Raw genomic sequence first — 24,960 nt, 5'->3', positions numbered from 1 at the left:
CTTAACCAGGGTTATTGCCACATACGTCCATGAAAGACCGTCCCGTCTCCCAGCCTGCCCTTACCGAAGCCGATCGTCTCGCCGCGCTGGCGGCGGCGCGGATTCTCGATACGCCGCCCGAGCCGCGCTTCGACGATATCGTCGCGCTTGTCTCAAGCCTTTGCGAAGTGCCGATCGCGCTCGTCAGTCTCGTCGATGCGCATCGCCAGTGGTTCAAGGCCAAGGTCGGCGTCGATGCGTGCGAGACGCCGATCGCGACCTCGGTCTGTGCGCTGGCGATCCGTCAGGACGGCCTTTTCCAGATCGAGGATCTCGCCGCCGATCCGCGCACGCGCGATTTCGCGCTGGTCACCGATGCGCCGCACATCCGCTTCTATGCGGGCTTCCCGATCGTCGGCCTGCATGGCCAGCCGCTCGGCAGCCTCTGCGCGATCGATGTGGCGCCGCGTGCCGGCGGCCTGAACGCCCGCCAGGCGCTGGCGCTGGAGGCGCTCGCCCGGCAGGTCGCGCGCGAAATCGATCTCGGCATGCTCCCCGGCGCACCAGGCGGCGATTCGCGCAGCATCGGCACGTGGGATTGGGACATCCAGGCCGATCGGGTGACCGCCGATCCGCCCTTTGCGGACCTTTACGGCGTTGATCGTGCCGTCGCGCGCGAAGGCGCGCCGATCGCCGAGTTCATGGCGCACATTCACCCCGCCGATCTGCCGGCGACGGGCGAGGCGATCGAGCAGGCCTTGCGGACGGGCGGGCCCTTCCACGCCGAATATCGCCTCGTCCGGCCCGATGGCCGATCGCGCTGGGTGGCGGCACAGGGGCAGGTCCTGCTGTCGCCCGATGGCGTACCGCTGCGCTTTCCGGGCGTCAGCTTCGATATCGATGCGCGCAAAACCAGTGAATTGCGTCTCGCCGCCTTGGTCGAGCTCAACGATCGCCTGCGCGAGTCCGGCGAGGCGGCCGATCTCGCTTATGCCGCCGCCGAGATCCTCGGGCGAACCTTGGGCGTCAGCCGCGCGGGCTATGGCACGATCGATCCCGTGGCCGAGACGATCGTGGTGGAGCGCGACTGGAATGCGCCGGGCATCCAGACGCTGGCCGGCACGCTCGAATTCCGCGATTACGGATCCTATATCGACAATCTGAAGCGCGGCGAGACCGTCGCCGTGTCGGATGCGTATGCCGACCCCCGCACCCGCGACACCGCCGATGCGCTGAAGGCGATTTCGGCGCAGAGCTTCATCAACATGCCGCTGACCGAACAGGGCGGTTTCGTCGCCTTGCTCTATCTGAACCACGAGGCCGCGCGCCCGTGGCCCGCCGAGGAGCTGGCGTTCGTCCGCGACGTCGCCGAGCGGACGCGCGACGCGGTCGAGCGGCGCCGGGCCGAGCAGGAGCTGGCTGATCTCAACGCCTCGCTGGAGGAACAGGTCGAGGCGCGCACGCAGGAATTGATGACCGCCGAGGAGCATCTCCGCCAGGCGCAGAAGATGGAGGCGGTCGGCCAGCTCACCGGCGGCCTTGCGCATGATTTCAACAATCTCCTGACCGGCATTTCGGGCGCGATCGAGATGATGCAGATCCGCGTCACGCAGGGGCGCTTCGGCGAGCTGGATCGCTATGTCGGCGCCGCGCAGGGCGCCGCGCGGCGCGCCGCTGCGCTCACGCACCGCTTGCTCGCTTTCTCGCGCCGGCAGACGCTCGATCCCAAGCCGGTCGCCGTCGATCGTCTGATTTCGGGGATCGAGGAACTGGTCCGCCGCACGGTCGGCCCGGCTATCCATGTCGAGGTCGTCGGCACGCCGGGCCTGTGGCCCGCCTTGGTCGATGCCAATCAGCTCGAAAATGCGATCCTCAATCTGTGCATCAACGCGCGCGATGCGATGCCCGATGGCGGCCGGATCACGATCGAGACCGCCAACAAATGGCTCGACCAGCGCGCCGCGCGCGAGCGCGATCTCGAGCCCGGCCAATATCTCTCGCTGTGCGTGACGGATACGGGCACGGGCATGACGCCGCAGGTCCAGGCGCGCGCCTTCGATCCCTTCTATACGACCAAGCCGCTCGGGCAGGGGACGGGCCTCGGTTTGTCGATGATCTATGGCTTCGCGCGCCAGTCGGGCGGGCAGGTCCGCATCTATAGCGAGCTCGAAACCGGCACGACGGTCTGCATCTATCTGCCCCGTCATCATGGCGATGCCGTGCCCGACGAGCCCCTGACGGCGCAAAGCGATATCGAAGGCGAGGGCGCCAGCGCCGACGCGCGCACCGTCCTGATCGTCGATGACGAACCGACCGTGCGGATGCTGGTCGTCGAGGTACTCGAGGAACTCGGCCATACGCCGCTGGAGGCCGGTGACGGCGCCGCGGCTTTGCGCATCCTGCAATCGGGCGCGCGCATCGATCTGCTGATCACTGATGTCGGCCTGCCCGGGCAGATGAACGGGCGTCAGGTCGCCGATGCGGCCCTGGCGCTCTCGCCCGAGCTGCGCGTCCTGTTCATCACCGGCTATGCCGAGAATGCCGTGATCGGCAGTCGCCAGCTCGATCCGAACATGGCCCTGCTCACCAAGCCGTTCGCGATGGACGCGCTCGCAAGTCGGGTGCGCGAGATGCTCGCCTGATCAGCGCTCCGCAGGCGGCGGCGCGCCATAGAGCGCCTTCACCTCGGCCTCGGTCACCGGCGCGGCATAGGCGTTGCCGAAATGGGTGCGGATATAGGTGACGACGTTGGCGGCCTGCGCCGGGCTCAGCGTGCCGACGAAGCCGGGCATCGCGCCGCGCCCCTTGGCGATCATCACGATCGGATAGGCCGCCGCGGCGAGGCGCGGATTGGCGGCGAGCGCGGGCATCCGTCCCGCGCCTTCGGCGCCCTTGCCGTCGGCCATGTGGCAGGATTGGCAGACCGTGCGATAGACCTGTTCGCCGGTCACGGGCTTGGGCACCTTCTGGCCGCCCGGACCCGGCTCGTCGGCGCGGCCGGGATGCGCGATCAGGAGCATGGCGACGAGCGCGGCGGCGATGCGGAGGTGCGTCTTGGTCATCGATCAGGCCTCCAGCGCGCGCTTGTGCAGACGCGTGATCGCGTCGATCGACGAGAGCAGGGCCCCCTCCATCCAGCAGCCGACATAGGAGGCATGCTCGCCCGCCAGCACGACGCGATCGTCGATGCCGACGAGCGTCTGGTAATGTTGCTTGCGCGTATCCTCGTTCCAGCGCGCGCAGCAGCCCATCGTCCAGGGCACGCGGCTCCACGCGACCGAGGCGCCGTTGCGATATTCCTTGCGATACTGCGCCGGGTGAAAGACCGATCCCTGCGCCAGCGCCGTCTCGATCCGCTCCTCGGGCGTCATGCCGCCCAGCCGATACGCGCCCATCCCGCTCGCGAAGGCGCCGAGCAGCACCGCCGGCCCGTCCTTCAGATAATCGAAGTTCGGATAGGAGATCAGGCTGATCTCCTGGTTGGTGAAGCTGTGCCCGCCATAGATGGCCTGGTCTTCCTCCCAGAAGCGGCGGTTCATCTCGAGGCCGATCTTGACCGAGTTGGAATAAGGCACCGCCGCGACCGCCGCCTTCAGCGGATCGGAGAGGTTGCTCTCGATCTGGTTGAGGATGCCGAGCGGGATCGTGCACACGCAATAATCGGCGCGCGCGGTCTGCGCCTGGCCGGTGCTCGTATCCGTATAGGAGACGGTCACGCCCTTCTTGTCCTGCAGGATCTTGCTGACCTTGGCGTTGAAGGTGACGAGCGGCTGGACCTGTGCGCCGAAGGCCTTGCCGATCATGCCCATGCCGCCGACCGGCTGGAACATCGTCGTCTGGAATTCGTAATTCATGAAGAACGCCATCTGCGTCCAGATCCGCGAATCGAGCACGTCCTTGAACGCGAAGGGTTCTGACGGGATCGGCGATCCGTTGACGCCACCGCCGGGCGGGCGATCGAAACCGCGATGCTCGGACGAGCGCAGATTCTTCGTGTAGCGCATGTCCTTGTCGAGCATGCCCCAGTCGCGCAGCGCCTCCTTCAGCTTGTCGCGATCCTCCGCGGTCAGCGTCGCATCCAGCGCCTTCTGGTCGATCGATTTGTTGAGCAATTCGGCGACATTGCCCTCGAAGTCGGCGGCCAGCGACTTGAAGCGCTGCGGCTTGCCGCCGAACGCGTCGCTATGGACATAGGCATTGTGGTTGAACTGGATGAACGGCTCCAGCTTGACCCCGAACGCCTTGCAATAATGAAGCAAAGTCCGGTGGTGATGCGGGATCCGCCACGGGCCGGGATTGAGGTAATTGCCGGGGGCGAACTGCACCTTCTGCGTCGCGCCGCCCAGCTCAGTATAGGTGTCGCCGCCATAGAGCGACCAGTTCCGCCCGCCCGCGCGATTCTGATATTCGAGGATCCGGACGCGATAGCCGGCCTTGGTCAGCTCATATGCGGCGAGCATGCCCGCAAGCCCTGCGCCGAGCACGATCACGGTCGCGCCCTTGCGCGCGCCGGAGAGATTGGGCGGGCCGGCGAACTGCGTTTCGGCGGCATGCGCCATCGTCGTCATCGCCTGATACAGCGCCGCCGTCCCGCCGATCATCCCGATCGCGGTCAGCAACTCGCGCCGCGTCGGCGTCTTCCCCAAATCCGTCATGCCGAGCACGTCCCCTGCCGATCCCCGGCAGGGAATGTGTCGATTTCGCTCCTGCGCCGCAATGCAGCAATAAGGCGCGGCCGATTTCTAGCGGAAACCGCCGCGTAGGGGCGGCGAGGGCTCGTTTTCGTGCGCCGGCGCGCGGGGCAGGGGTCATGCCCGCCCGAATCGGATCAACCGCGCACGATGCCCGGTATCCGATCGGGCGCGAACAGCACGGCGAACGCGTAGATGACGCCCGGTACCCACCAGAACATCGTCAGCAGCACGCCAATCCAGAAGGTGGGGCCTAGCCCGCGCGCCAGATAGACGGCGAGCGGCGGCAGCAGGATCGCGGCTGCGATCTGGCCGATCGTGGGCTTGGGCGCCGCCATCACTCGGGCTTGCGCACGGCGACGGTCGGCACGTCGACCGAGGTCTTCTTCGTCTCGACCGTCACGTCGGGGACGGAGACCGCCTCCTTCTTCGTGCCGAGCGAGATCGAGCCCGAATCGGCGTTGACGCTGGGCAGGCTGCCGCCGGAGACCGCGACCTTCGGCAGGCTGCCGCCCGAACCCGAGAATTTGAAGAAGCCCGTGGCCACGCCGACGATGCCGATGATCACGACGATGACCAGGAGGGTGACGATGGCGCGCATGGCTCGATCCTTTTTACGTTTTGCGCGACAACGGTTCGCACCCGTTCCGGTTGCACTCGGCCCGTTCGCGCGCCTCGAAACTTGACGCGCGCTTCGGCTTTCCTTATGGGCCGCCACCTTCCGGAAACACCGATCTAAACGGGATTTGAGCGCATGGCGCGTATTTGCGAACTGACCGGCAAGGGCCGGCAGGTGGGCCACAATGTGTCCCACGCCAACAACAAGACCAAGCGGACGTTCCTGCCCAACCTGCAGAACGTGACGCTTCTTTCCGACGCGCTGGGCAAGGGCGTGCGTCTGCGCGTCTCGACGCACGGTCTGCGCTCGGTCGAGCATGTCGGCGGCCTCGACAATTGGCTGCTGAAGACGGCGGGCGAGAAGCTTTCGCTGCGCGCGCGTCGCCTGAAGCGCGAGATCGAAAAGTCCCAGATCGCTGCCTGATGCGCGTCGGCGGAGGCTGAACCTCCGCTAACGGGCTTATTCAGACGTCACTCAGCCACGACGCGCCATAAGCGAGTCGTGGATGGGTTCCCATCCCCGGCTCCAGGGCCGCGTATGAGGAGAGTGGCGATGTTCAAGCGGATCGGCCTTGCCGGAGCAGTGCTCGCGGCGGTCCTCAGCGTGCCCGCCGCAGCGGACGCGCAGTCCTGGCGCGGCGAGCCGGGCTATTATCAGCAGATCGATCAGCGCGGCTATGGCCGGGGCTATGATCGCCGTGGTTATGACGATCGCGGCTATGGCAGCCGGCGCGACGATCGCCGCGGCGGCAATTATCGTGGCGGCCGCGGCCGTTGCGACAAGGGCACCGGCGGCACGATCCTCGGCGCGATTGCGGGCGGCCTGCTCGGCAATTCGGTAGCGGGTCGCGGCGATCGCACGACGGGTGCGCTCGTGGGCGCCGGCGTCGGCGCGCTGGCAGGCCGCGCGATCGACCGGGACTGCTGAGCGTCTGCCCCCATTCGGACCCCGCTCATCCTGAGGAGCCACTGAGCTTGTCGAAGTGGCGTCTCGAAGGACGTCCGGAGAGCTGCTTCGAGACGAGCCTTCGCCGAGCTCAGTCTCTCCTCAGCATGAGCGGAGGAAGAGATTGGCTCCCAAACCCTATTTCGCGTCGTCGAACAACCCCGCCAATTGCTCGATCATCGTGCCGCCCAGTTGCTCGGCATCCATGATCGTCACCGCGCGCGCATAATAGCGCGTCACGTCATGCCCGATTCCGATCGCCACCAGCTGCGCGGGCGACTTGGTCTCGATCCAGCCGATCACCTGGCGCAGATGCCGCTCCAGATAGCTCCCTGAGTTCACCGACAGCGTCGAATCGTCGACCGGCGCACCGTCTGAGATCACCATCAGGATCTTGCGCTCCTCGGGCCGCGCGATCAGCCGGCTGTGCGCCCACAACAAAGCCTCGCCGTCGATATTCTCCTTGAGCAGGCCCTCGCGCATCATCAGCCCGAGATTCTTGCGCGCGCGGCGATAGGGCTCGTCGGCGCGCTTGTAGACGATGTGGCGCAGATCGTTGAGCCGCCCCGGCGCGGTCGGTCGCCCCGCCTGCAGCCATGCCTCGCGCGATTGCCCGCCCTTCCAGGCGCGCGTCGTGAAGCCCAATATCTCCACCTTCACGCCGCAGCGCTCCAGCGTGCGCGCCATGATATCGGCCGAGATCGCCGCGATCGAGATCGGCCGCCCGCGCATAGATCCCGAATTGTCGAGCAGCAGGGTGACGATCGTGTCGCGGAAATCGGTCTCGCGCTCGATCCGGTAGGACAAGGAATGGCCGGGGCTGACGACGATCCGCGCGAGTCGCGCCGCATCGAGCAGCCCTTCCTCCTGATCGAAATCCCAGCTCCGGTTCTGCTGCGCCATCAGCCGCCGCTGGAGCCGGTTGGCGAGCTTGGTCACCGCGCCCTGCAGATGCGTGAGCTGCTGGTCGAGATAGGCGCGCAGCCGCGTCAGCTCTTCCTCGGTGCACAGCTCGCCCGCCTCGATGATCTCGTCGAAGCGCGTCGTGTAGCTCTGATAGTCGATGCTGCCGGGCATGTCGGCGCTGGGCCGGTTCGGGCGGGTCGGCAGCATGCCGTCCTGCCCTTCCTCGCCCATCTCGCCTTCGCCCTCGAACTCGCTTTCCTGCTGCTCCTGGCCGGCGGCTTCCTCCTCGCCGTCCTGGCCCTGCTCGGACCGCTGCTCGGCCTGCGACTCGCCCGCCTCGCCGGGCTGATCCTCGTCTTGCTCGCTCTCGCCGCCCTCGTCCGAATCGTCCTCGTTTTCGGATTCGCTGGCTTCCTCCTGCTCGTTCGGCGCGACCTCGGCCTCGATCAGCTCCAGATCCTGCAGCAGGCGGCTGGCGAGCACGGAGAAGGCGGCCTGATCGTCGAGCGCGAGGCCGAGCGCGTCGAGCCCGCCGCCGGCCTTGTCCTCGATCCAGTCGCGCACGAAGCCCAGGCCCGCCTCCGCGGCGGCAGGCGGCGCGTCGCCGGTCAGCCGTTCGCGGACCAGCAGCGCGACCGCGGTGCTGAGCGGCACCTCGGCCTTGCTGCGCGCGCGCGTCAGCGGATCGGAGCGCAGCCGCGTCTCCAGCGCCTGCGTCAGATTGGCGCGCACCCCATCCATCGCGCGCGCGCCCAGCGCCTCGACGCGCGCCTGCTCGACCGCGTCATAGACGGCGCGCGCGGTCGGATCGGCGGGCGCGTTGCGATTGTGGACCTTCGCGTCATGATGCCGCTCGCGCAGCGCGAAGCCGTCTGCGAAGCCGCGCGCCTCGGCGACCTGCTCGGCGGGCAGGTTGCGTGCCGGCATCGGCACGCGGACCTGCTTGAACGAGGCGGAAGGTGCCTCCGAGGTGAAGTTCAGCTCCAGCTCGGGCTCGTGCGCCATCGCCCGCGCCGTGCCCGCCAGCACCTCGCGAAAGGCTTCGATGGGCGTGCGTTCGGCCATCCTTATTTCTTGGCCACGATGCTTTCGGGAAGATCCTTGCCGAACACGCGCTGATAATATTCGGCCACCAGCGCGCGCTCCGCCTCATCGCATTTGTTAAGAAAGGAGAGGCGGAAGGCGAAGCCGATATCTCCGAAGATTAGCGCATTCTGCGCCCACGAGATCACGGTGCGCGGGCTCATCACGGTCGAGATGTCGCCCGCCATGAAGCCCTGCCGGCTCAGCTCGGCGACCTTGACCATATTGTCGACGGTCTTCTTGCCGTCGGGCTTGTCATATTCGCCGCTCTTGGCGAGCACGATCCGCGCCTCGGTTGCCGCCGGCAGATAGTTGAGCGTGATCACGATGTTCCAGCGATCCATCTGCCCCTGATTGATCTGCTGGGTGCCGTGATAGAGGCCGGTCGTGTCGCCCAAGCCCACCGTGTTCGCGGTCGCGAACAGGCGGAACCAGGGATTGGGGCGGATCACGCGATTCTGATCGAGCAGGGTCAGCTTGCCCTCAGTCTCCAGCACGCGCTGGATCACGAACATCACGTCGGGCCGGCCCGCATCATATTCGTCGAAGACGAGCGCGGACGGGGTCTGCAGTGCCCAGGGCAGCAGGCCCTCGCGGAATTCGGTGACCTGCTGGCCGTCGCGCAGCACGATCGCGTCGCGACCGACGAGATCGATGCGGCTGATATGTGCATCGAGGTTGATCCGAATCGTCGGCCAGTTGAGCCGCGCGGCGACCTGCTCGATGTGGCTGGATTTGCCCGTGCCGTGATAGCCCTGGACCATCACCCGGCGATTGAAGGCGAACCCGGCGCAGATGGCGAGCGTCGTCTCGGGATCGAACACATAGGCCGGGTCCAGATCGGGGACGCGCTCGTCGGCTTCCGAGAAAGCTGGCACTTCCATGTCGCTGTCGATGCCGAAGGCCTCGCGCACCTTGATCATCTTGTCCGGCGCATCGAGCACCGTCGCCTCGCGACTGTCGGGCTGGACGTTGGGGATGTCGCTCATTCGAACCTCGGGGCCTTGTGCATGCGCACCAGAACGCGCGCGTCGTCATCCGGGTGCCTAAGCAGGCGGGGCGGTGATCGCAATGCTTTGCATCGGGTTCACGCGATCTTGGCGGGCAACTCGAACAGGCCGGCGAAGCGTGCCGCCAGATCGCGCTCGCCGCCGATGCGCAGGCCGCCTTCGGCCTCGATCGCCTCGGGCGGCAGCTTGCCGTACAGGACCGCCAGGATCGGAAAGGCGGTCTCGGCCTCGATCGTCACGTCGGGCGCCTCGGCCATGCCGCGCGCGACCACGATGTCCTCCCCACCGATCGTCGCGGTGAAGTGGTCCGCACCCAGCCTCAGCCCCAGCGTGAAGGCGAGGTCGCCCATCCGCCCAGGCACGAGCAGGGTCCGCATCGACATCATCAGCGAGGCGCCGCTCATGTAGGAGGTCGGATCGTGGAGTGGCGAGCGAGTCGCCCATTTGCCGAGCGCCATGATTGCAGGCTCGCTCTCGCACCCCCAAGCCGTCAGATCATAGACCTGAACGTTGGCGGGGGGCGGCAGCTTGCGGCGCAGTAGGATCGCCGCCTCCTCGAGGCTCTCCAGCCTTTGCGTGAGCACATTGGCGCTGATCCCCGGCAGCGCCGCCTTGATCTCGCCGAAGCGGCGCGGGCCGTACATCAATTCGCGCACGATCAGCAGCGACCAGCGTTCGCCGACCAGTTCCAGCGCCAGCGCGGTGCCGCAGGCATCGTCATACCAGCGCTTCGGCACCCTCTTTTCCGGCTCGGTCACTTTATCTAACTTCATGGTTGTTTTTAATAACTCGCCTTGTCATCCTGCGCAAACCGAATCGGCGCAGGAGAGTGACGATGGCGAAAAAGATCTTCGTGAATCTGCCGGTCGCGGATGTCCCGGCGGCAACCGCTTTTTACGAGGCGATCGGCTTTGAGAAACATGCTTTGTTCTCGAACGCGCAGGGCTCGGCGATGATCTGGTCGGAGACGATCCACGTCATGCTGCTCGGCCTCGATTTCTACCGGACCTTCACGGGCAAGGAGATCATCGACGCGAAACGCCAGAGCGGCGCCTTGTTCGCGCTCGCCTTCGATAGCCGTGCCGAGGTCGATGCCTTCACCAAGGCGGCGCTCGCCGCGGGCGGGCGCGAGCTGCACGAGCCCGAGGATATGGGCTTCATGTATTCGCGCGCCTTCGAGGATCCCGACGGCCACGGCTACGGACCCTTCTATATGGACATGGCCGCCGCCGAGCAGACGATGGCAGGCGGAGCGGTCGAGCCGGTCGCGGCCTAGCCCGCGTCCCCCAGTCACAAACGAGGAGAGAGAGGATGAACCCCGTCATCACCGCTTATGATTGGGTGCCTGATTTCGCCAAGGGCCAGGTCCGCGATCTGCGCGTGCGCTGGGCGCTGGAGGAGGTCGGCCAGCCGTATGACGTGCGCTATCTGAGCCAGGGCGAGCAGAAGCGGCCCGAACATCGCAGTCTCCAGCCCTACGGCCAGGTGCCGACCTATGAGGAAGGCGATTTCACCTTGTTCGAATCCGGCGCGATCGTCCTGCACATCGCCGGCAAAGGCGATCTGCTGCCCGCAGATCCGGCCGGCCGCGCGCACGCCACCGAATGGGCGTTCGCCGCGCTCAACACGGTCGAGCCGCCGATCATGGATCAGGCGATCGCCACCTTGTTCGAGATCGACAAGCCTTGGTCCAAGCCGCGTCTGCCCGCGATCGAGCAGCGCATCGCCGAGCGGCTCGCCGAGACCGCAGATCGCCTGGGAACACGCGACTGGTATCGCGCCGCATTCAGCGCGGGCGATCTGCTGATGATCGCGGTGCTCCGCATCCTCGAAGGCGATCCCCTGCTCGCGGCGCATCCGACGCTGGAGACCTATGTTGCGCGCGGCACCGCCCGCCCCGCCTTCCAGCGCGCGCTCGCCGCGCAGATGGCGGGCTTCACCGGGCAGGCGCCACCGGCGATGCAGGCGTGGCTCGAGAAGCAGGGGCTGGCGGCATGACCATCGTCCAGGGCTTCCTGCTTGCGGTCCCGACCGCCAATCGCCAAGCCTATGTCGATCACGCGACCGAAGCCGTGCCGATGTTCAAGCAGTATGGCGCGACGCGGATGGTCGAGACGTGGGGCGATGATGTGCCCGAGGGCAAGATCAACGATTTCCACGGCGCGGTGCTGCGCGAGGCGAATGAGACAATCCTGTTCAGCTGGATCGAATATCCCGATCGTGCGACCTATGACGCCGCCGTCACCAGCATCCGCGCCGATCCGCGGATGGAGACGATGGCGCCGCCGCCCTTCGACGGCAAGCGCATGGTCTATGGCGCGTTCGACGTGGTCATCGAAGACGGCGCGGGCGGCCCCATGTCCTATGTCGACGGCTTCGTCCTGCCCGTGCCCGACGCGAACCGCGACGCCTATTTCGACATGGCGCGCGCCGCCTCGGTCGTGTTCCGCGATCATGGCGTGACCCGCTATGTCGAGGGCTGGGGCAGCGACGTGCCGCGCGGCAAGGCCACCGATTTCTACCGCGCGGCGCATGCCGAAGACGGCGAGAGCATCGTCTTCGCGTGGCTCGAATGGCCCGACAAGGCGACGCGTGACGCCGGCATGAAGGCGGTGAGCGATGATCCGCGGATGAAGACGCCGCCCGCCGACATGCCGTTCGATGCCCGGCGCATGATCTTTGGCGGCTTCGCCCCGATCCTAGACGCATAAGGAGACAGACATGAGCCGGAACCGCCAGGGCGAATGGGTCTGGTACGAGCTGCTGACGAGCGACGCGGACGCCGCGCAGGCCTTTTACGAGAAAGTCGCCGGCTGGACGATCGCCCGCGCCGAACTCAACGGCGAGCCTTCGCCGATGGACTATCGCATCCTGACCGCGCCCGACGGCAGGCCCGCCGGCGGGCTCATGAAGATCCCCGAAGGCGCGCCGATGCCGCCCGCCTGGCTCGGCTATCTCGGCGTCGACGATGTCGATAGCACGGCCGCCGCGGTCGAACAGGCCGGCGGCGCGATCTACATGCCGCCGCATGATCTGCCGGGCGTCGGCCGCTTCGCCTTGCTCGCCGATCCGCAGGGCGTCAGCTTCTATGTGATGCGCGGCGAGCCCGACGAGCGCAGCACCGCTTATGGCCGCTATGAGCTCGGCCATTGCAGCTGGAACGAGCTGATCACCCCCGACGACGCCGCAGCGCTCGCTTTCTACGGCCGCCTGTTCGGCTTCGTGGAGGAGGGCGCGATGCCGATGGGCGCTATGGGCGAATATAGTTTCCTGCGGCACACCAGCCAAAGCGAGCCGTTCGGCGCGATGATGCCTCAGCAACCCAGCCAGCCCGTCCCGGCGTGGCTCTTCTACTTCCGCGTGCCCGATATCGATGTCTGCGTGGCGGCGGTGAAGGCCGAGGGCGGCCGGATCGTCACCGGGCCGATGGAAGTGCCGGGCGGCGAGCGCGTGATCATGGCGATCGATCCGCAGGGCGCGGTGGTCGGCTTCGTCGCGCCCAAACCCTGAGGAGCGATCATGGACAAGATGATCAACTGCCTGTGGTTCGATCATGGCGAGGCGAGCAAGGCGGCGGCCTTCTATGCGAGCGTCTTTCCGGACAGCCATGTCGGCCGCGCCGCCGAGGCGGCGACCGATTTTCCCGGTGGCGAGGCGGGCATGGAGCTGACGGTGCAGTTCACCGTCCTCGGCCGGCGCTTCCTCGGCCTCAACGGCGGGCCGATGTTCAAGCCCAACGAGGCGGTCAGCTTCATGGTCGAGACCGAGGATCAGGCCGAGACCGATCGTTACTGGAACGCGATCGTCGGCAATGGCGGGGTGGAGAGCGACTGCGGCTGGTGCAAGGATCGCTGGGGTTTCTCCTGGCAGATCACGCCGCGCATCCTCAACGAGGCGATGACCTCGCCCGATCGCGCCGCCGCCAAACGCGCGATGGAAAAGATGATGACGATGCAGAAGATCGACGTCGCGGGGATCGCGCGCGCATTCGCGGGAGAAGAGGCATGAGCTGCAGTGGCATGGAGACGGTCGACGAGCTCGAGCTGGTCGTCGAGCGGCTGATGGACGCGCCGGTCGCGGCCGTCTGGAAGGCCTATACCGATCACCTGAACGACTGGTTCTGCCCGCCGCCGTGGCGCGCCGAGGTGCAGGTGATGGAGCTGCGCGCGGGCGGCCGCGCGCTGGTGACGATGTATGGGCCGGACGGCGAAGTCGTGCCGAACGACGGCGTCTATCTGGAGGTGATTCCCGAGCGCAAAATCGTCTTCACCGATGCCTTCCAGGCCGGCTGGAAGCCCGCCGGCCCGTTCATGGTCGGCATCTTCGAGTTCGAACCGCAAGGCGACAAGACGCTCTACCGCGGCCGCGCGCGCCACTGGACGAAGGACGCGCTCGAACAGCACAAGACGATGGGCTTCGAGGCGGGCTGGGGCAAAGTCGCCGAGCAGTGGGAAGCGGTGGCGAAGCGGCTGGCGTGACACCTTGCCACAAAAATCCCCGCTCATCCTGAGGAGCCATTGAGCCCTTCGACTGCCTGCTAAGGCAGGCGCTCAGGATAAACTTCGTGCCGCAGGCACGAAGTCGAAATGGCGTCTCGAAGGACGCACGCAACGTTGAAGGTCCTTCGAGACGGGCCTTCGACAGGCTCAGTCCCTCCTCAGGATGAGCGGATCGTTTTCGCCAGGCTCACGCAAACGCCGCCGCACTCCGCAGCGTCTGATACGCCTCGATCACCGCCTGCAGCGCGCTTTCGTGGCTCCGGTCGCCGCCGTTGCGATCGGGATGGTAGCGCCGCACCAGTTCCGAATAACGCTGGCGCAGCGCCCGGCGATCGGCGTCCACCTCCAGCCCCAGCACCTTCAGCGCCTTGCGCTCGTCGCCCGAAAGACCCCGCCCATCCTGGCGCTCGGCGGGCCGGGTCGCGCGGAAGCGCGCCTGAATCGCGTCGAGCGGATCGACGAAATCGGCCCAGCTCGGCGGGCGATCCGCGCCGCCTGTCGAGAAAGCGCGCGTCTCGCGCTCCCAGCCCGCATAAGGCCGCTGCTGCGCGGCGATCTCGTCCGCGGTCATGCCCGTGAAGAAATTGTAGCGCTGGTTGAACGCGCGGACATGATCGAGGCACAGGAAGCGCCATTCGCCCGGCCCGTCGAAGCCGCCGCGCGGGCCGTCGGCAGGCGCGCGGAATTCGCCCGGCTCTAGGCAGCCGGGCTCCGAACAGACGCGTTCCCCGGGCACCCTGCCATGGAAGCGTGTGTTCCTCGCGCCATCCGCCACTTGCGATCCTCCCGGCAAAACGGCCTATATAGGAAGCATGACAGCCTCTGAAACCGGTCCTGTGGCCGCCGAAATCGAACGGAGCCTGCGCTCCGCCCTCGCCCCCGAACGGCTCGCCGTGATCGACGATAGCGAGAAGCATCGCGGCCATTCGGGCCATGATGCGCGCGGCGAAAGCCACTTCACCGTGGAGATCGTCGCCGATGCCTTCGCCGGCAAGTCGCGCGTCGATCGCCATCGCCTCGTCAACCAGGCGCTCGCCGGGCTGCTGGCCGAGCGCGTCCATGCGCTCGCGATCAAGGCCAAGGCACCGGGGGAGGCATGAGCAGCAAATCGCATCCGCCGCGGGCCTCGCTCTCGCGCAAGAAGAAATCGCCCGGCCGCGTCGATCACCGCCGCGTTCTGCCGGTGGAGGCCGTCGAGGAAAATGTCGATGCGACGCCCCAGTTCATCGATCTCTATTATTGGCCTGGCATTCCCGGCCGCGGCGAGTTCGTCCGCCTCGCGCTGGAGGCGGGCCGGATCCCCTATCGCGATGTCGCGATCGAGGCGGGTGAGGAAGGCGTGGCCGTCCTGTCGCGCGATCTGGCCGAGCCGCGCGAGACCCCGCCCTTCGCCCCGCCATATATCGTCGTCGACGGGCTCGTGATCGCGCAGGTCGCCAACATCCTCGCCTTTCTCGGCACCGAACATGGCCTGTCCCCGCCCGACAAGGCGGGGTGGCTGTGGACCAACCAGTGCCAGCTCACGATCGCGGATGTCGTCGCCGAGGTCCACGACACGCATCATCCGGTCGAGATCGGGTCTTATTATGAGGACCAGAAGACCGAGGCGCTGCGCCGCGCCGAGGATTTCCGGGCGAATCGCCTACCCAAATTCCTCAACTGGTTCGAACGCGCGCTCGCGCATCGGGGGCCGTGGCTCAATGGAGATGCGTGGAGCTATGCCGATCTCTCGCTTTTCCAGCTGATAGAGGGGCTGAACTTCGCCTTCCCGCGGCGGATGGCGACCGTCGCGCGCGATACACCCAAGCTGATCGCGCTGCACGATGCGGTCGTGGCGCTGCCCGAGCTGGCCGATTATCTCGCCAGCGATCGGCGCCAGCCTTTCTCGAACGGCATCTTCCGCCATTATCCGGAGCTCGACGGGGAGTGAGCACGGCGCGCGCGCTGCGCCCCGCCGCGCGCATCCTGCTCGTCGATCCCGCGGGGCGGGCCTTGCTGTTCCGCTTCGTCCCCCAGGATCGCCCGCCTTTCTGGTGTACGCCGGGCGGCGCGGTCGATCCCGGCGAGAGCTACGAGGCGGCCGCCGTCCGCGAGCTGCGCGAGGAAACCGGGCTGGTGCTGGAGTGCGGCGAACAGGTCGCGCAGCGCCACGCCGAATTCGTCACGATCGAAGGCGTCCCCGTCTCGGCCGACGAGCGCTATTTCCTCGTCCGCACCGAGGATACGCATATCGCGACCGGCGGCCACACCGCGCTGGAACAAGCGGTGATGCGCGAGTGGCGCTGGTTCGATGCCGCTGACCTGACGGCGCTGGACGAGCCGTTCTTCCCGGAAGACCTGCCGGAGATGCTGATAGAGCTCAGCGTCTGGTAGCCGGCTCTTCGTAGCGAGATAGCATTGTGCTGGCGTGCTGACCGTCGTCGAAATGCGTTACGCTGATGTCCGCTTTTGGTGGTTTTGAGACGGTCGGCTTTTGGCCCTATGAACGCTATAGAGGACGCCCCTTGTGCCGCCCGCCGGTTTCCTCCGAATGAAATTCGGGATCTTCGCTGTTAGCGCAGATGCCGTCGATGTATAACAACGCGCATTCAAGGGCGTTTATAGCGTCCCCCCCTTTGATATTCGCATTGTATTTTGGCGTGCCTGTAAAAGAGACATGGCAAGAGAAAAGGCCATTTTCTGCCTCTTCGGGCTTCGATACGCTGATCAACATCGGAGCGAACCGCTCCTCGTCTCTGACAAACATCTGACGAGACGCGATAATCTCGGGCATGTTTAGCGGCTCCAATGCAAGCTTTCGCGGAACGAAGATGAACGTGGGGCGGCTAACGGGCAAGCGTCGTCGATCAACCAACGGCAACATCTGGGCGAAAGCCGACAGACCGCTTTGGGTGCTCGCGTTCGCCGGCGCGAACGGCAGGAAGTGGTGGAAGCGCGGCCGGTCGCCTGCGGAGCAAAAATCGCTGTCCTACAGGGGCGGCGCGCAATATTCCGTCCGCTGGCTCTTTCTCAGCATCAGCATAAGCCGCGCCGCCGGTTTAGCGAAAAGCGCACGCAATCCTCAACTTCCTCAACTTCGCTCGTGCAAGATACGGTAAAACCGGGATTTCGGATCGGGCTCGCCGCCGCCATTCGATCCGCCGGGAACCTTTACCGACCCTGCCGTCGCAGGGCCGTATGCGCGTTTGAATGTCCGCACCGGGCGACGAGGCCGCTATCCGGCGCCAGCCCCTCCCAGCTCACCCACGCAGCATGCGGATGCGCGCCGGCCAGATCTTCCGCCGCGCCTTCGCCCGGCCAGGACCGGATCGTCAGCCGATGCGTCTTCAGCGCCCGATCGGCTTCGTAGCGCACCCAGCCGAGCGGCCGTTCGGGCGTCGCCTTCGCGCCCGCCGCCGCCATCGCCGCCTCGATCCGCCTCTGCCCTTCGGCCGGCAGATATTGCCAGACGATGCTGTGCATCAGGACCCGCGCGGTGTTCTCCGCCTGCGGTTCGGCCAGCCGCGCCTCCAGCCAGCCGGCGGCGTCGCCCTGCTCCAGACGCGGCGGGCCGGCGCGGGCCATCGCGATGGCCTGCGTCGTCCGCTCCAGCCGGTCCTGCTGGTCGATCCAGACATAGGCCATCAGCCGCTCCGCCGCCGCCTCGTCCGCGACATCGATCGGCGCGATGTCCACGCCGCGTGTGCTCGCGATCTCAATCGGTACATCGGGCGGCGGCGGGCCCCGCCACTCGGGCGTGATCCGGATCAGCGCATCCTCCGGCCCGACGCGCACGCCGCCGAGATCGAAGCCGTAGCGGTCGATCATCAGATTGAGCCCGGCGCTCGATCCGATCTCCAGCAGTTCGAACCGCACAGGCGTCCCCAGCCCGTCGCGAAACCGCTCCGCCAGCGCGAGCAGCCCGGCCATCAGCACCGCAGACCGCGCCGCCTCGTTGGTCTGCGGCGGCCCGTCGAGCCACGGATAGAGTTCGTCGTCATGCGCGACGAGCGTCGCGCCGATCGCGGCGGCGATCGCGACCGGATCGGTCTCGCCGCCCTCGAACACCGGCGCCAGCACGCGGCGCGCCCGATAAAGCGCATGGAGTCCGCCGACCAATCGCAGCGGCAGCGCAGCGGCGATCGGATCGCCCGGCCACTCGAGCGCGCGGGCGCCCGTCCGGCTATTGTGGTCGAGCGCCTCGGCGAGCCCCGCGCAGATGCGGGTGATGATCGTCATCCCGCTTTTGGCGCAGAATTCCGCCTGCCAGCGCAGCGAGTCGCGGTTCGTCGCTTCGTCCGCCATTCGCCAGCATTGCTCCGCACCGGCGGGCCAAGTAAAGCGCGCCCTCCCATGAGCCAGCCCCTGATCATCGCCGTCCCCAAGGGGCGCATCCTCGCCGAGGTCATGCCGCTATTCGCGCGCGCCGGCATCCACCCGGAGCCGGCGTTCAGCGACGAGGCCAGCCGCGCGCTCCGCTTCGCCACCGATCGCGCCGATATCGGCCTGATCCGGGTGCGCGCCTTCGATGTCGCCACCTTCGTCGCGCACGGCGCCGCGCAGATCGGCGTCGTCGGCTCGGATGTGCTGATGGAGTTCGATTATTCGGAGCTCTATGCGCCGGTCGATCTCGACATCGGCCACTGCCGGCTGTCCGTGGCCGAGCCCGCCGACATGGCCGCGAAGGACGATCCGCGCAGTTGGAGCCACGTCCGCGTCGCGACCAAATATCCCAACGTCACGCGCCGCCACTTCGAGGCGCGCGGCGTCCAGGCGGAATGCGTCAAATTGAATGGCGCGATGGAGATCGCGCCCGTGCTCGGCCTGTCGAACCGGATCGTCGATCTCGTCTCATCGGGCCGGACGCTCGCCGAGAACGGTTTGGTCGAGGTCGAGCGCATCGCCGATGTCTCGGCGCGACTGATCGTCAACCGCGCCGCCTTCAAGACGCGCGCGGCGCAGGTGCTCCCTTTGATCGAGGCGTTCCGCGCCGCCGTGGAGCGCAAGAGTGCCGCTTAGGCTCGACTCGGCAGCGCCGGATTTCGCGGGCGCCTTCGATCTGCTGGTCAATGCCCGGCGCGAGGCGGACGAGGATGTCTCGCGCGACGTCGCCGCGATCGTCGCGCGCGTCCGCAGCGAGGGCGATTTGGCAGTGCGCGATTATACGCAGCGCTTCGACCGCCACGATCTGGACGCCGGCGGCTGGGAGATCGACCGCGCGACCCGCCGTGCCGCGCTCGACGGGCTCGACAACGACTTGCGCGCCGCGCTCGAACTCGCCGCCGAGCGGATCACGCTCTATCACGCCTCGCAACGCCCCGCCGATCGCGACGAGATCGATGCGGCGGGCGTCCGCCTCGGCGCGCGCTGGCGGCCGGTCGACGCGGCCGGGCTCTACGTCCCCGGCGGGCGCGCCGCCTATCCCTCGTCGGTGCTGATGAACGCGATCCCCGCCAAGGCGGCGGGCGTCGGCCGGCTGACGATGGTAACGCCCACCCCCAGCGGCGAGATCAACCCGCTGGTTCTGGCGGCCGCCGAGATCGCCGGCGTCGACGAGGTGATCCGCATCGGCGGCGCGCAGGCGATCGCCGCGCTCGCCTACGGGACGGACAAAGTGAAGGCCGTCGACGTCATCGTCGGCCCCGGCAACGCCTGGGTGGCGGAGGCCAAGCGCCAGCTGTTCGGCGTGGTCGGGATCGACATGGTCGCAGGACCTTCCGAGATCGTCGTCGTCGCCGATGGCGCGAACGATCCCGTCTGGATCGCCGCCGATCTGCTCAGCCAGGCCGAGCATGATCCGACGAGCCAGTCGATCCTGTTCACCGACGATGCCGCCTTCGCCGATGCGGTGGCGGCGGAGATCGAGGCACAGCTCGCTCGTCTCGCGACGGGTGTCACCGCGCGCACCGCATGGGAGGCGAACGGCGCGATCATCCTCGTGCCCACGCTGGACGCCGCTCTACCCCTGGTCGATCGGCTGGCGCCCGAGCATCTCGAACTCGCCGTCGCCGATCCGGACGCCCTGTTCGATCGGGTGCGCCACGCCGGCTCGGCCTTCCTCGGCCGCCACACGCCGGAGGCGGTCGGCGATTATGTGGCCGGCCCCAATCATGTGCTGCCCACCGGGCGGCGCGCGCGTTTTTCCTCTGGTTTGTCGGTACTGGATTTCATGAAGCGGACCTCCTTCATCGCGTGCACGCCGGCGAGCCTGCGCGCCATCGGCCCGGCCGCGGTCGCGCTGGCGCATGCGGAAGGGTTGCCTGCCCATGCCGCCTCGGTGGCGGTGCGGCTGTGAGCGGGGCTGCGCGCTCGCGCTCGCGTTCGGCGGCGCGTCTCGCCGCGGTGCAGGCGCTCTACCAGCAGGATATGGAGAGCACGCCGCTCGCGCGCCTGCTCGACGAATTCCACCAGCACCGCCTCGGCGCCGAGATCGACGACGAGCGCTATACGCAGGCCGAGGTCGCCTTCTTCGACGATCTTGTCCGCGGCGTGACCGCCCGCAGCGATGAGATCGACGCGACGATCGAGGCGCATCTGGCGACGGGCTGGAACCTCGCCCGGCTCGACAAGCCGCTGCGCCAGATCCTGCGCGCCGGCACGTACGAGCTGATGGCGCGGATCGACGTGCCGACCAAGGCCGTCATCACCGAATATGTCGATGTCGCCGACGCCTTCTACGACAAGCGCGAGACGGGCTTCGTCAACGGCATCCTCGACAAGATCGGCCAGAAAGTCCGGAGCAGCACGCCGCCGTCCGCGTGAGGCGAAAGCCTATTCCGCGGCGACCGCCACCGCCCGCTCCATCCGCTCGGCACGCACGATCGCATCCGTCGCGCGCAGCGATGCGAGGATGCGGGTCAAATGCTGGAGATCGTGGACCTCGATCAGCGCCTGATAGGTGTGGAAGCTGGCGTCGCGCTGGGCGAGGTTGAGATTGACGATATTGGCGCCCTGCGCGCCGAAGATGCCGGCCATGACCGCCAGCGATCCGGGCTCGTTGCGGACGACGACCTGGAGCCGCGCGGTGCCGCCCTCGCTGCCGTCGCCCCAGGCAAGATCGACCCAATCCTCTTCCTGCGCGCTTGCCAGTACCGGACATTCGATCGCGTGGACCTCGACCGGCGCGTGGGGCAGGCGGACGCCGACGATGCGATCGCCCGGCACGGGCGTGCAGCAGGGCGCGAGCGTGAAGGCGACGCCGGGGGTCAGTCCCTTCATCGAGATTGAGCGCGGCGCGCTGGCGGGCTTGGCCGGAAGCTGGCCTTCGCCGGCGGAGCCCGGCATCAGCGCTTCCATGACCTGCTGGTCGGTCAGCTTGCGCCGCGCGATCGCGCCCATCAGCCGGTCCGCATCGGGAAGGCGCAGGCGCTTGAGCGCCAGCGACAGCGCGTCAGGCGCGAGTTGTGCAGGCAGGCGGGCGATAATCTGTTCGTAGAGCCGACGGCCGAGCGCTACCGACTCCGCTTCGTCCTTCTGGCGGACATAGCGGCGGATCGCGGCGCGCGCCTTGGCGGTCACCGCGAAGCTCTCCCACGCCGCCTGTGGCTCCTGCGCCTTCGATTTGAGGATCTGCACCTGATCGCCATTGTGGATGACGGTGCGCAGCGGCACGACGCGGCCATTGACCTTGGCGCCGACGGTCTGGTCGCCGAGATCGGTGTGGACGGCATAAGCGAAATCGACGGGCGTCGCATTCTTCGGCAGCTGGATCAGCTCGCCCGCGGGCGTGAACGCGAAGATGCGATCTTGGTACATCGCCATCCGCGCGTTCTCGAGCAGCTCTTCGGGAGACGCGGCGGTATCGACGAGATCGACGAGATCGCGGATCCAGCTGCCATAGCTGTCGCCGCGCATCGGCGTGCCCTGCTTGTAGGCCCAGTGCGCGGCGACGCCATGTTCGGCCTGCTCGTGCATCTCCTGCGTGCGGATCTGGATCTCGATGCGGACGCGTTCGGAATGGATGACCGCGGTGTGGAGCGAGCGATAGCCGTTGCGCTTCGGCGTCGAGATATAATCCTTGAAGCGGCCGGGAATGGTCGGCCAGCGCTGGTGGATCATGCCGAGTGCGCGATAGCATTGCTCGGGATCGTCGACGATCAACCGGAAGGCCATGATGTCGGTCAGCTGTTCGAAGCTGACATGGCGTTCGGCGAGCTTGCGCCAGATCGAGAAGGGCTGCTTCTCGCGGCCCTGGACCTCGGCCGCAATGCCCTTCTGGCCGAGCAGCAGCTTGAGTCCCGACGTGATCCGCGCGACGCGATCGCCGCTGCCTTCGCGCAGCTGCTCCATTCGCTTCGTGATGGAGGCATAGGCTTCCGGTTCCAGCTCCCGGAAAGCGAGCGTCTGCATCTCGCTCATGAAGCCGTACATGCCGATCCGCTCGGCCAGCGGCGCATAGATATCCATCGTCTCGCGGGCGATGCGGCGGCGCTTCTCGGGCTTCGGAATGTGATGGAGCGTCCGCATATTGTGCAGACGATCGGCAAGCTTCACGAGCAGGACGCGGATATCGTCCGACATGGCGAGCAGGAACTTGCGGAGATTTTCCGCAGCGCGCTCATTCTCGCTCTGCGCCTCGATCTTGGAGAGCTTGGTGACGCCGTCGACGAGGCGCGCGACCGCGGGGCCGAACTTCGCCTCGATTTCCTCCTGCGTGGCGACCGTATCCTCGATCGTGTCGTGGAGGATCGCGGTCGCGATCGTCTCGTCGTCGAGGTGGAGATCGGTGAGGATGCCGGCCACCTCGATCGGGTGGCTGAAATAAGGGTCACCCGACGCGCGCTTCTGGCTGCCATGCGCCGCCATCGAAAAGACGTAGGCGCGGTTCAGCAAGGCCTCGTTGGCCGTCGGATCGTAGCTCAGGACCCGGTCGATAAGCTCATATTGGCGTAGCACCCTCCCAAGATGGGGGGTGCGCGCGCCTCAAGGCAAGCGCGCAGCGATATTTAGAGCGCGAAAAGGCCGGCGGCGTCGCGCGCCGGCCACATTCGCTTATTCGTAATCGGCGCCGAGGCTCTGGTTGCGCGGCGGCGCGGCGGCGGTGAGGCGCAGCGCCTCGGCCGAAGCGGCGAGCGAGCCGACGGCGTCGGGCGCGTCTTCGTCATCGACCTGCACACGCTGCAGATTGGAGACGACCAGCTCCTGAAGCTCGTCGGGAACCACCGTCTCCTCGGCGATCTCGCGCAGCGCGACGACGGGGTTCTTGTCGCGATCGCGATCGATCGTGAGTTCGGCGCCGCCGGAAATCTGCCGGGCGCGTTGAGCCGCCAGCAACACCAGGTCAAAACGATTGGGAATCTTGTCGACGCAATCTTCGACCGTTACGCGCGCCATGCCAACGCTCCGCTATGAGAATTTTCGGACTTTCGGAAGGACCGGCCAGATAATGAATGACGCCCCGGAAGTCAATCTCGCGGGCGAGGGCGGCGCGCCGAGCTTCGAGGTCGACGGCGATCGCCTGACGCCGCTCATCGCCGGCAGCACGCGATTGGCCGCGCTGCTGGCGCTGATCGACGGGGCGGCGCGGTCGCTGCGCATTCTCTATTATATCTATTGCGACGATGCGTCCGGCCGGCAGGTGCGCGATGCGATGAAGCAGGCGCTGGACCGCGGGGTCGACGTGCGCGTGATCGTCGACGGTTTCGGCAGTTCGGTCCCCGCCGATTTCTTCGATGCGCTTTCGCAAGGTGGCGCCGACGTCTGCCGTTTCCTGCCTCGCTACGGGCGGCGCTATCTGCTGCGCAATCACCAGAAGCTCGCGCTGGCCGACGAAGAGCGCGTGATCATCGGCGGCTTCAACATCCAGGACGATTATTTCGAGGACGAGACCGGCTGGCGCGATCTGGGGCTGCTGGTGGAGGGGCCGGCGGCGACGCGCCTCGTCGGCTATTTCGACGCGCTCGCGCAGTGGACGCACCAGCCCAAAGCGCGGCTGCGCGATCTGCGCAAGGCACTCGCGACATGGAGCGAGCCGAAGGGCGGCCCGGTCCGCTGGCTGCTGGGCGGGCCGACGCGCAAGCTTTCGCCCTGGGCACGGACGGTGAAGCACGAGATCCAGCATGCGCAGAAGCTCGACATCATCTCTGCCTATTTCGCGCCGCACCCGCTCATGATGCGGCGCATGGAGCGCGTCGCGCAGCGCGGCGGGGTGGCGCGCGTCATCACGCCGTCCAAATCGGATCATGCGGTTGCGGTCGCGGCAGCGCGGCATCTGTTCAAGCGGATGCTGAAGCGCGGCGTCGGAGTGTTCGAATATCAGCCACAGCGCCTGCACACAAAGCTCTACGTGATCGACGAGGTCGTCCATATCGGATCGGCCAATTTCGACATGCGCAGCCTGTTCCTCAATCTGGAACTGATGCTGCGGATCGACGATCCTGCCGTCGCCGCGCACATGCGGCGCTATTTCGAAGGCGAGATGGCCGATTCGCGGCAGATCACGCCGGCGCTGCTGGCCAAGGCGGGAATCGTCGATCGCCTGCGCTGGAGCTTCGCCTATTTCGTGATGGCCGTGCTCGACGCGAGCGTGACGCGCCGGCTCAATTTCGGCGGCGAGGCCCAGGAATTCTGAAACAGCTTCCCCTCCCTGCACGCAGGGAGGGGATCGAGGGGTGGATGGCTCTGGGCGGATCGCACCGCCCGATAGATAGCGACCCACCCCCAACTCCTCCCCTCAAGGAGGGGGCAGCAATTACGGCATCAGCACCGTGTCGACGACGTGGATCACGCCGTTGGACTGCATGACGTCCTTGATCGTGACGTGGCTCATCCCGCCCTTGGCGTCGGTGAGCATCAGCGTCTTGCCCATCATGCTCGCGGTCAGCGGCTCGCCCTGGACGGTGGTCAGCGTGGCCTTGCCGCCGCCGGCCTTGATCGCCGCCATGATATCCTTGGACGTCATCGCGCCGGAGACGACATGATAGGTGAGGATCGAGGTCAAAGTCGCCTTGTTCTCGGGCTTCACCAGCGTATCGACCGTGCCGGCGGGAAGCTTGGCGAAGGCGGCGTTGGTCGGCGCGAATACGGTGAAGGGGCCGGGGCCCTTCAGCGTATCGACGAGCCCGGCCGCAGTGACGGCCGCGACCAGCGTCGTGTGATCCTTGGAATTGACGGCGTTATCGACGATCGTCTTCGTCGGATACATTGCGGCGCCGCCTACCATCGGGTTCGCGGCGAAAGCGGCGGGAGCGAGCGCGGTGGCGGCGAGCGCCAGCATCGTCGTGTGCAGGATTTTCATTGTGCGTCCTCTC

At 66.9% G+C, this 24,960-nt stretch carries 30 protein-coding genes; 17 read left to right on the top strand and 13 right to left on the bottom strand.

Going from position 1 to position 24,960, the window contains the following annotated elements; all coding sequences use genetic code 11:
• Positions 1 to 29 precede the first annotated feature (29 nt).
• The gene (locus tag Q4F19_RS06125; protein WP_303540739.1) at positions 30 to 2,621 is read left to right on the top strand and encodes a GAF domain-containing protein; all 2,592 of its coding nucleotides are present in this window, start codon (positions 30 to 32) and stop codon (positions 2,619 to 2,621) included.
• On the opposite strand, the gene Q4F19_RS06120 is transcribed toward Q4F19_RS06125, so the two are convergent.
• The 4 genes from Q4F19_RS06120 to Q4F19_RS06105 form a co-directional block, all read right to left on the bottom strand.
• The gene (locus Q4F19_RS06120; protein WP_303540737.1) at positions 2,622 to 3,041 is read right to left on the bottom strand and encodes a c-type cytochrome; all 420 of its coding nucleotides are present in this window, start codon (positions 3,039 to 3,041) and stop codon (positions 2,622 to 2,624) included.
• Between the two features lie 3 nt (positions 3,042 to 3,044).
• Entirely contained in the window at positions 3,045 to 4,634 is a 1,590-nt protein-coding gene (locus tag Q4F19_RS06115; protein ID WP_303540736.1) for a flavin monoamine oxidase family protein, read from the bottom strand.
• 173 nt (positions 4,635 to 4,807) lie between these two features.
• Positions 4,808 to 5,008, bottom strand: a complete 201-nt coding sequence (locus Q4F19_RS06110) for a YqaE/Pmp3 family membrane protein (RefSeq protein ID WP_303540733.1) — start codon at positions 5,006 to 5,008, stop codon at positions 4,808 to 4,810.
• The gene (locus Q4F19_RS06105; RefSeq protein WP_303540731.1) at positions 5,008 to 5,271 is read right to left on the bottom strand and encodes a hypothetical protein; all 264 of its coding nucleotides are present in this window, start codon (positions 5,269 to 5,271) and stop codon (positions 5,008 to 5,010) included. The genes Q4F19_RS06110 and Q4F19_RS06105 overlap by 1 nt, the downstream gene beginning before the upstream one ends.
• 153 nt (positions 5,272 to 5,424) lie before the next feature.
• Between Q4F19_RS06105 and rpmB the strand changes: the two genes are divergently transcribed.
• Both rpmB and Q4F19_RS06095 read left to right on the top strand, forming a co-directional pair.
• Positions 5,425 to 5,712, top strand: a complete 288-nt coding sequence (gene rpmB / locus Q4F19_RS06100) for a 50S ribosomal protein L28 (protein WP_303540729.1) — start codon at positions 5,425 to 5,427, stop codon at positions 5,710 to 5,712.
• A gap of 129 nt (positions 5,713 to 5,841) precedes the next feature.
• Positions 5,842 to 6,216, top strand: coding sequence for a glycine zipper 2TM domain-containing protein (locus Q4F19_RS06095; RefSeq protein ID WP_303540727.1), 375 nt, complete (start codon positions 5,842 to 5,844; stop codon positions 6,214 to 6,216).
• A 156-nt stretch (positions 6,217 to 6,372) separates the two neighbouring features.
• On the opposite strand, the gene cobT is transcribed toward Q4F19_RS06095, so the two are convergent.
• From cobT to Q4F19_RS06080, 3 genes are all read right to left on the bottom strand, one after another.
• Positions 6,373 to 8,205: a cobaltochelatase subunit CobT gene (cobT, locus tag Q4F19_RS06090; protein WP_303540725.1), complete on the bottom strand. Its 1,833-nt coding sequence runs from the start codon at positions 8,203 to 8,205 to the stop codon at positions 6,373 to 6,375.
• Positions 8,206 to 8,207: 2 nt separating this feature from the next.
• Complete coding sequence (cobS, locus tag Q4F19_RS06085; RefSeq protein WP_303540724.1) at positions 8,208 to 9,212, bottom strand: cobaltochelatase subunit CobS; 1,005 nt, start codon at positions 9,210 to 9,212, stop codon at positions 8,208 to 8,210.
• 98 nt (positions 9,213 to 9,310) lie between these two features.
• Entirely contained in the window at positions 9,311 to 10,006 is a 696-nt protein-coding gene (locus tag Q4F19_RS06080) for a winged helix-turn-helix transcriptional regulator (protein ID WP_303540722.1), read from the bottom strand.
• A gap of 62 nt (positions 10,007 to 10,068) precedes the next feature.
• Between Q4F19_RS06080 and Q4F19_RS06075 the strand changes: the two genes are divergently transcribed.
• From Q4F19_RS06075 to Q4F19_RS06045, 6 genes are read left to right on the top strand one after another with little or no spacing between them, the layout of a single operon-like run.
• Complete coding sequence (locus tag Q4F19_RS06075) at positions 10,069 to 10,509, top strand: VOC family protein (RefSeq protein WP_303540720.1); 441 nt, start codon at positions 10,069 to 10,071, stop codon at positions 10,507 to 10,509.
• 35 nt (positions 10,510 to 10,544) lie between these two features.
• Positions 10,545 to 11,231, top strand: coding sequence for a glutathione S-transferase family protein (locus Q4F19_RS06070; protein WP_303540718.1), 687 nt, complete (start codon positions 10,545 to 10,547; stop codon positions 11,229 to 11,231).
• Positions 11,228 to 11,944 (top strand): DUF1428 domain-containing protein, encoded by a 717-nt coding sequence (locus Q4F19_RS21425; RefSeq protein ID WP_431312369.1) that lies wholly within the window; start codon positions 11,228 to 11,230, stop codon positions 11,942 to 11,944. Before Q4F19_RS06070 ends, Q4F19_RS21425 begins: the two co-directional genes overlap by 4 nt.
• A 10-nt stretch (positions 11,945 to 11,954) precedes the next feature.
• Positions 11,955 to 12,743 carry a VOC family protein gene (locus Q4F19_RS06055; RefSeq protein ID WP_303540717.1) on the top strand — a complete coding sequence of 263 codons (789 nt, stop codon included), beginning with the start codon at positions 11,955 to 11,957 and terminating at the stop codon, positions 12,741 to 12,743.
• A gap of 9 nt (positions 12,744 to 12,752) precedes the next feature.
• On the top strand, positions 12,753 to 13,241 hold the full coding sequence (locus tag Q4F19_RS06050; protein ID WP_303540715.1) for a VOC family protein: 489 nt from the start codon (positions 12,753 to 12,755) through the stop codon (positions 13,239 to 13,241).
• The gene (locus Q4F19_RS06045) at positions 13,238 to 13,711 is read left to right on the top strand and encodes an SRPBCC family protein (RefSeq protein ID WP_303540713.1); all 474 of its coding nucleotides are present in this window, start codon (positions 13,238 to 13,240) and stop codon (positions 13,709 to 13,711) included. Before Q4F19_RS06050 ends, Q4F19_RS06045 begins: the two co-directional genes overlap by 4 nt.
• Positions 13,712 to 13,919: 208 nt before the next feature.
• On the opposite strand, the gene Q4F19_RS06040 is transcribed toward Q4F19_RS06045, so the two are convergent.
• Complete coding sequence (locus Q4F19_RS06040) at positions 13,920 to 14,507, bottom strand: J domain-containing protein (protein ID WP_431312368.1); 588 nt, start codon at positions 14,505 to 14,507, stop codon at positions 13,920 to 13,922.
• A 37-nt stretch (positions 14,508 to 14,544) separates the two neighbouring features.
• Here Q4F19_RS06040 and Q4F19_RS06035 point away from each other — a divergent pair, with 37 nt between their 5' ends.
• The 3 genes from Q4F19_RS06035 to Q4F19_RS06025 are packed head-to-tail and all read left to right on the top strand — an operon-like array spanning position 14,545 to position 16,105.
• Positions 14,545 to 14,832: a BolA family protein gene (locus Q4F19_RS06035; protein ID WP_303540710.1), complete on the top strand. Its 288-nt coding sequence runs from the start codon at positions 14,545 to 14,547 to the stop codon at positions 14,830 to 14,832.
• The gene (locus Q4F19_RS06030; RefSeq protein WP_303540709.1) at positions 14,829 to 15,662 is read left to right on the top strand and encodes a glutathione S-transferase; all 834 of its coding nucleotides are present in this window, start codon (positions 14,829 to 14,831) and stop codon (positions 15,660 to 15,662) included. Before Q4F19_RS06035 ends, Q4F19_RS06030 begins: the two co-directional genes overlap by 4 nt.
• Positions 15,659 to 16,105 carry an NUDIX hydrolase gene (locus tag Q4F19_RS06025; protein ID WP_303540708.1) on the top strand — a complete coding sequence of 149 codons (447 nt, stop codon included), beginning with the start codon at positions 15,659 to 15,661 and terminating at the stop codon, positions 16,103 to 16,105. The genes Q4F19_RS06030 and Q4F19_RS06025 overlap by 4 nt, the downstream gene beginning before the upstream one ends.
• 115 nt (positions 16,106 to 16,220) lie before the next feature.
• On the opposite strand, the gene Q4F19_RS06020 is transcribed toward Q4F19_RS06025, so the two are convergent.
• Positions 16,221 to 16,505, bottom strand: a complete 285-nt coding sequence (locus Q4F19_RS06020; RefSeq protein WP_303540706.1) for a hypothetical protein — start codon at positions 16,503 to 16,505, stop codon at positions 16,221 to 16,223.
• On the opposite strand from Q4F19_RS06020, the gene Q4F19_RS06015 reads away from it, so the two are divergent.
• The gene (locus Q4F19_RS06015) at positions 16,504 to 16,830 is read left to right on the top strand and encodes a hypothetical protein (protein ID WP_303540705.1); all 327 of its coding nucleotides are present in this window, start codon (positions 16,504 to 16,506) and stop codon (positions 16,828 to 16,830) included. The genes Q4F19_RS06020 and Q4F19_RS06015 overlap by 2 nt on opposite strands.
• Before the next feature lie 52 nt (positions 16,831 to 16,882).
• Here Q4F19_RS06015 and Q4F19_RS06010 read toward each other — a convergent pair whose 3' ends face one another.
• Positions 16,883 to 18,016: a DUF2332 domain-containing protein gene (locus Q4F19_RS06010; RefSeq protein WP_303540703.1), complete on the bottom strand. Its 1,134-nt coding sequence runs from the start codon at positions 18,014 to 18,016 to the stop codon at positions 16,883 to 16,885.
• A 48-nt stretch (positions 18,017 to 18,064) separates the two neighbouring features.
• Here Q4F19_RS06010 and hisG point away from each other — a divergent pair, with 48 nt between their 5' ends.
• Genes hisG through nusB form a run of 3 tightly spaced genes read left to right on the top strand, consistent with a single transcriptional unit; the run spans position 18,065 to position 20,473 of the window.
• Positions 18,065 to 18,730 carry an ATP phosphoribosyltransferase gene (gene hisG / locus Q4F19_RS06005; protein WP_303540701.1) on the top strand — a complete coding sequence of 222 codons (666 nt, stop codon included), beginning with the start codon at positions 18,065 to 18,067 and terminating at the stop codon, positions 18,728 to 18,730.
• The gene (gene hisD, locus Q4F19_RS06000) at positions 18,720 to 20,006 is read left to right on the top strand and encodes a histidinol dehydrogenase (RefSeq protein ID WP_303540699.1); all 1,287 of its coding nucleotides are present in this window, start codon (positions 18,720 to 18,722) and stop codon (positions 20,004 to 20,006) included. The genes hisG and hisD overlap by 11 nt, the downstream gene beginning before the upstream one ends.
• Entirely contained in the window at positions 20,003 to 20,473 is a 471-nt protein-coding gene (nusB, locus tag Q4F19_RS05995; protein ID WP_303540697.1) for a transcription antitermination factor NusB, read from the top strand. Before hisD ends, nusB begins: the two co-directional genes overlap by 4 nt.
• Positions 20,474 to 20,482: 9 nt before the next feature.
• Here the strand turns inward: nusB and Q4F19_RS05990 are convergent, their stop codons facing one another.
• Both Q4F19_RS05990 and rpoZ read right to left on the bottom strand, forming a co-directional pair.
• On the bottom strand, positions 20,483 to 22,606 hold the full coding sequence (locus tag Q4F19_RS05990; protein WP_303540696.1) for a RelA/SpoT family protein: 2,124 nt from the start codon (positions 22,604 to 22,606) through the stop codon (positions 20,483 to 20,485).
• A gap of 96 nt (positions 22,607 to 22,702) precedes the next feature.
• Positions 22,703 to 23,044, bottom strand: a complete 342-nt coding sequence (rpoZ, locus tag Q4F19_RS05985) for a DNA-directed RNA polymerase subunit omega (protein WP_303540695.1) — start codon at positions 23,042 to 23,044, stop codon at positions 22,703 to 22,705.
• Between the two features lie 52 nt (positions 23,045 to 23,096).
• On the opposite strand from rpoZ, the gene Q4F19_RS05980 reads away from it, so the two are divergent.
• Positions 23,097 to 24,281 carry a phospholipase D-like domain-containing protein gene (locus Q4F19_RS05980; protein ID WP_303540693.1) on the top strand — a complete coding sequence of 395 codons (1,185 nt, stop codon included), beginning with the start codon at positions 23,097 to 23,099 and terminating at the stop codon, positions 24,279 to 24,281.
• 120 nt (positions 24,282 to 24,401) lie between these two features.
• Here the strand turns inward: Q4F19_RS05980 and Q4F19_RS05975 are convergent, their stop codons facing one another.
• On the bottom strand, positions 24,402 to 24,947 hold the full coding sequence (locus Q4F19_RS05975) for a fasciclin domain-containing protein (protein ID WP_431312367.1): 546 nt from the start codon (positions 24,945 to 24,947) through the stop codon (positions 24,402 to 24,404).
• Positions 24,948 to 24,960: the final 13 nt, after the last annotated feature.

It is taken from the genome of Sphingomonas natans, assembly GCF_030546695.1.
GTDB lineage: Bacteria > Pseudomonadota > Alphaproteobacteria > Sphingomonadales > Sphingomonadaceae > Sphingomonas_I > Sphingomonas_I natans.
The sequence above is the reverse complement of the archived record's forward strand: the minus strand, read 5'-3'. Positions and strand labels throughout refer to the sequence as shown.

Bases quoted from the DNA above. Each gene is read 5' to 3' on its own strand.
- Q4F19_RS06125 (WP_303540739.1), top strand. From the start codon at position 30: ATGAAAGACCGTCCCGTCTCCCAGCCTGCCCTTACCGAAGCCGATCGT.
- Q4F19_RS06120 (WP_303540737.1), bottom strand. From the start codon at position 3,041: ATGACCAAGACGCACCTCCGCATCGCCGCCGCGCTCGTCGCCATGCTC.
- Q4F19_RS06115 (WP_303540736.1), bottom strand. From the start codon at position 4,634: ATGACGGATTTGGGGAAGACGCCGACGCGGCGCGAGTTGCTGACCGCG.
- Q4F19_RS06110 (WP_303540733.1), bottom strand. From the start codon at position 5,008: ATGGCGGCGCCCAAGCCCACGATCGGCCAGATCGCAGCCGCGATCCTG.
- Q4F19_RS06105 (WP_303540731.1), bottom strand. From the start codon at position 5,271: ATGCGCGCCATCGTCACCCTCCTGGTCATCGTCGTGATCATCGGCATC.
- rpmB (WP_303540729.1), top strand. From the start codon at position 5,425: ATGGCGCGTATTTGCGAACTGACCGGCAAGGGCCGGCAGGTGGGCCAC.
- Q4F19_RS06095 (WP_303540727.1), top strand. From the start codon at position 5,842: ATGTTCAAGCGGATCGGCCTTGCCGGAGCAGTGCTCGCGGCGGTCCTC.
- cobT (WP_303540725.1), bottom strand. From the start codon at position 8,205: ATGGCCGAACGCACGCCCATCGAAGCCTTTCGCGAGGTGCTGGCGGGC.
- cobS (WP_303540724.1), bottom strand. From the start codon at position 9,212: ATGAGCGACATCCCCAACGTCCAGCCCGACAGTCGCGAGGCGACGGTG.
- Q4F19_RS06080 (WP_303540722.1), bottom strand. From the start codon at position 10,006: ATGAAGTTAGATAAAGTGACCGAGCCGGAAAAGAGGGTGCCGAAGCGC.
- Q4F19_RS06075 (WP_303540720.1), top strand. From the start codon at position 10,069: ATGGCGAAAAAGATCTTCGTGAATCTGCCGGTCGCGGATGTCCCGGCG.
- Q4F19_RS06070 (WP_303540718.1), top strand. From the start codon at position 10,545: ATGAACCCCGTCATCACCGCTTATGATTGGGTGCCTGATTTCGCCAAG.
- Q4F19_RS21425 (WP_431312369.1), top strand. From the start codon at position 11,228: ATGACCATCGTCCAGGGCTTCCTGCTTGCGGTCCCGACCGCCAATCGC.
- Q4F19_RS06055 (WP_303540717.1), top strand. From the start codon at position 11,955: ATGAGCCGGAACCGCCAGGGCGAATGGGTCTGGTACGAGCTGCTGACG.
- Q4F19_RS06050 (WP_303540715.1), top strand. From the start codon at position 12,753: ATGGACAAGATGATCAACTGCCTGTGGTTCGATCATGGCGAGGCGAGC.
- Q4F19_RS06045 (WP_303540713.1), top strand. From the start codon at position 13,238: ATGAGCTGCAGTGGCATGGAGACGGTCGACGAGCTCGAGCTGGTCGTC.
- Q4F19_RS06035 (WP_303540710.1), top strand. From the start codon at position 14,545: ATGACAGCCTCTGAAACCGGTCCTGTGGCCGCCGAAATCGAACGGAGC.
- Q4F19_RS06030 (WP_303540709.1), top strand. From the start codon at position 14,829: ATGAGCAGCAAATCGCATCCGCCGCGGGCCTCGCTCTCGCGCAAGAAG.
- Q4F19_RS06015 (WP_303540705.1), top strand. From the start codon at position 16,504: ATGTTTAGCGGCTCCAATGCAAGCTTTCGCGGAACGAAGATGAACGTG.
- Q4F19_RS06020 (WP_303540706.1), bottom strand. From the start codon at position 16,505: ATGCCCGAGATTATCGCGTCTCGTCAGATGTTTGTCAGAGACGAGGAG.
- Q4F19_RS06010 (WP_303540703.1), bottom strand. From the start codon at position 18,016: ATGGCGGACGAAGCGACGAACCGCGACTCGCTGCGCTGGCAGGCGGAA.
- hisG (WP_303540701.1), top strand. From the start codon at position 18,065: ATGAGCCAGCCCCTGATCATCGCCGTCCCCAAGGGGCGCATCCTCGCC.
- rpoZ (WP_303540695.1), bottom strand. From the start codon at position 23,044: ATGGCGCGCGTAACGGTCGAAGATTGCGTCGACAAGATTCCCAATCGT.
- Q4F19_RS05980 (WP_303540693.1), top strand. From the start codon at position 23,097: ATGAATGACGCCCCGGAAGTCAATCTCGCGGGCGAGGGCGGCGCGCCG.
- Q4F19_RS05975 (WP_431312367.1), bottom strand. From the start codon at position 24,947: ATGAAAATCCTGCACACGACGATGCTGGCGCTCGCCGCCACCGCGCTC.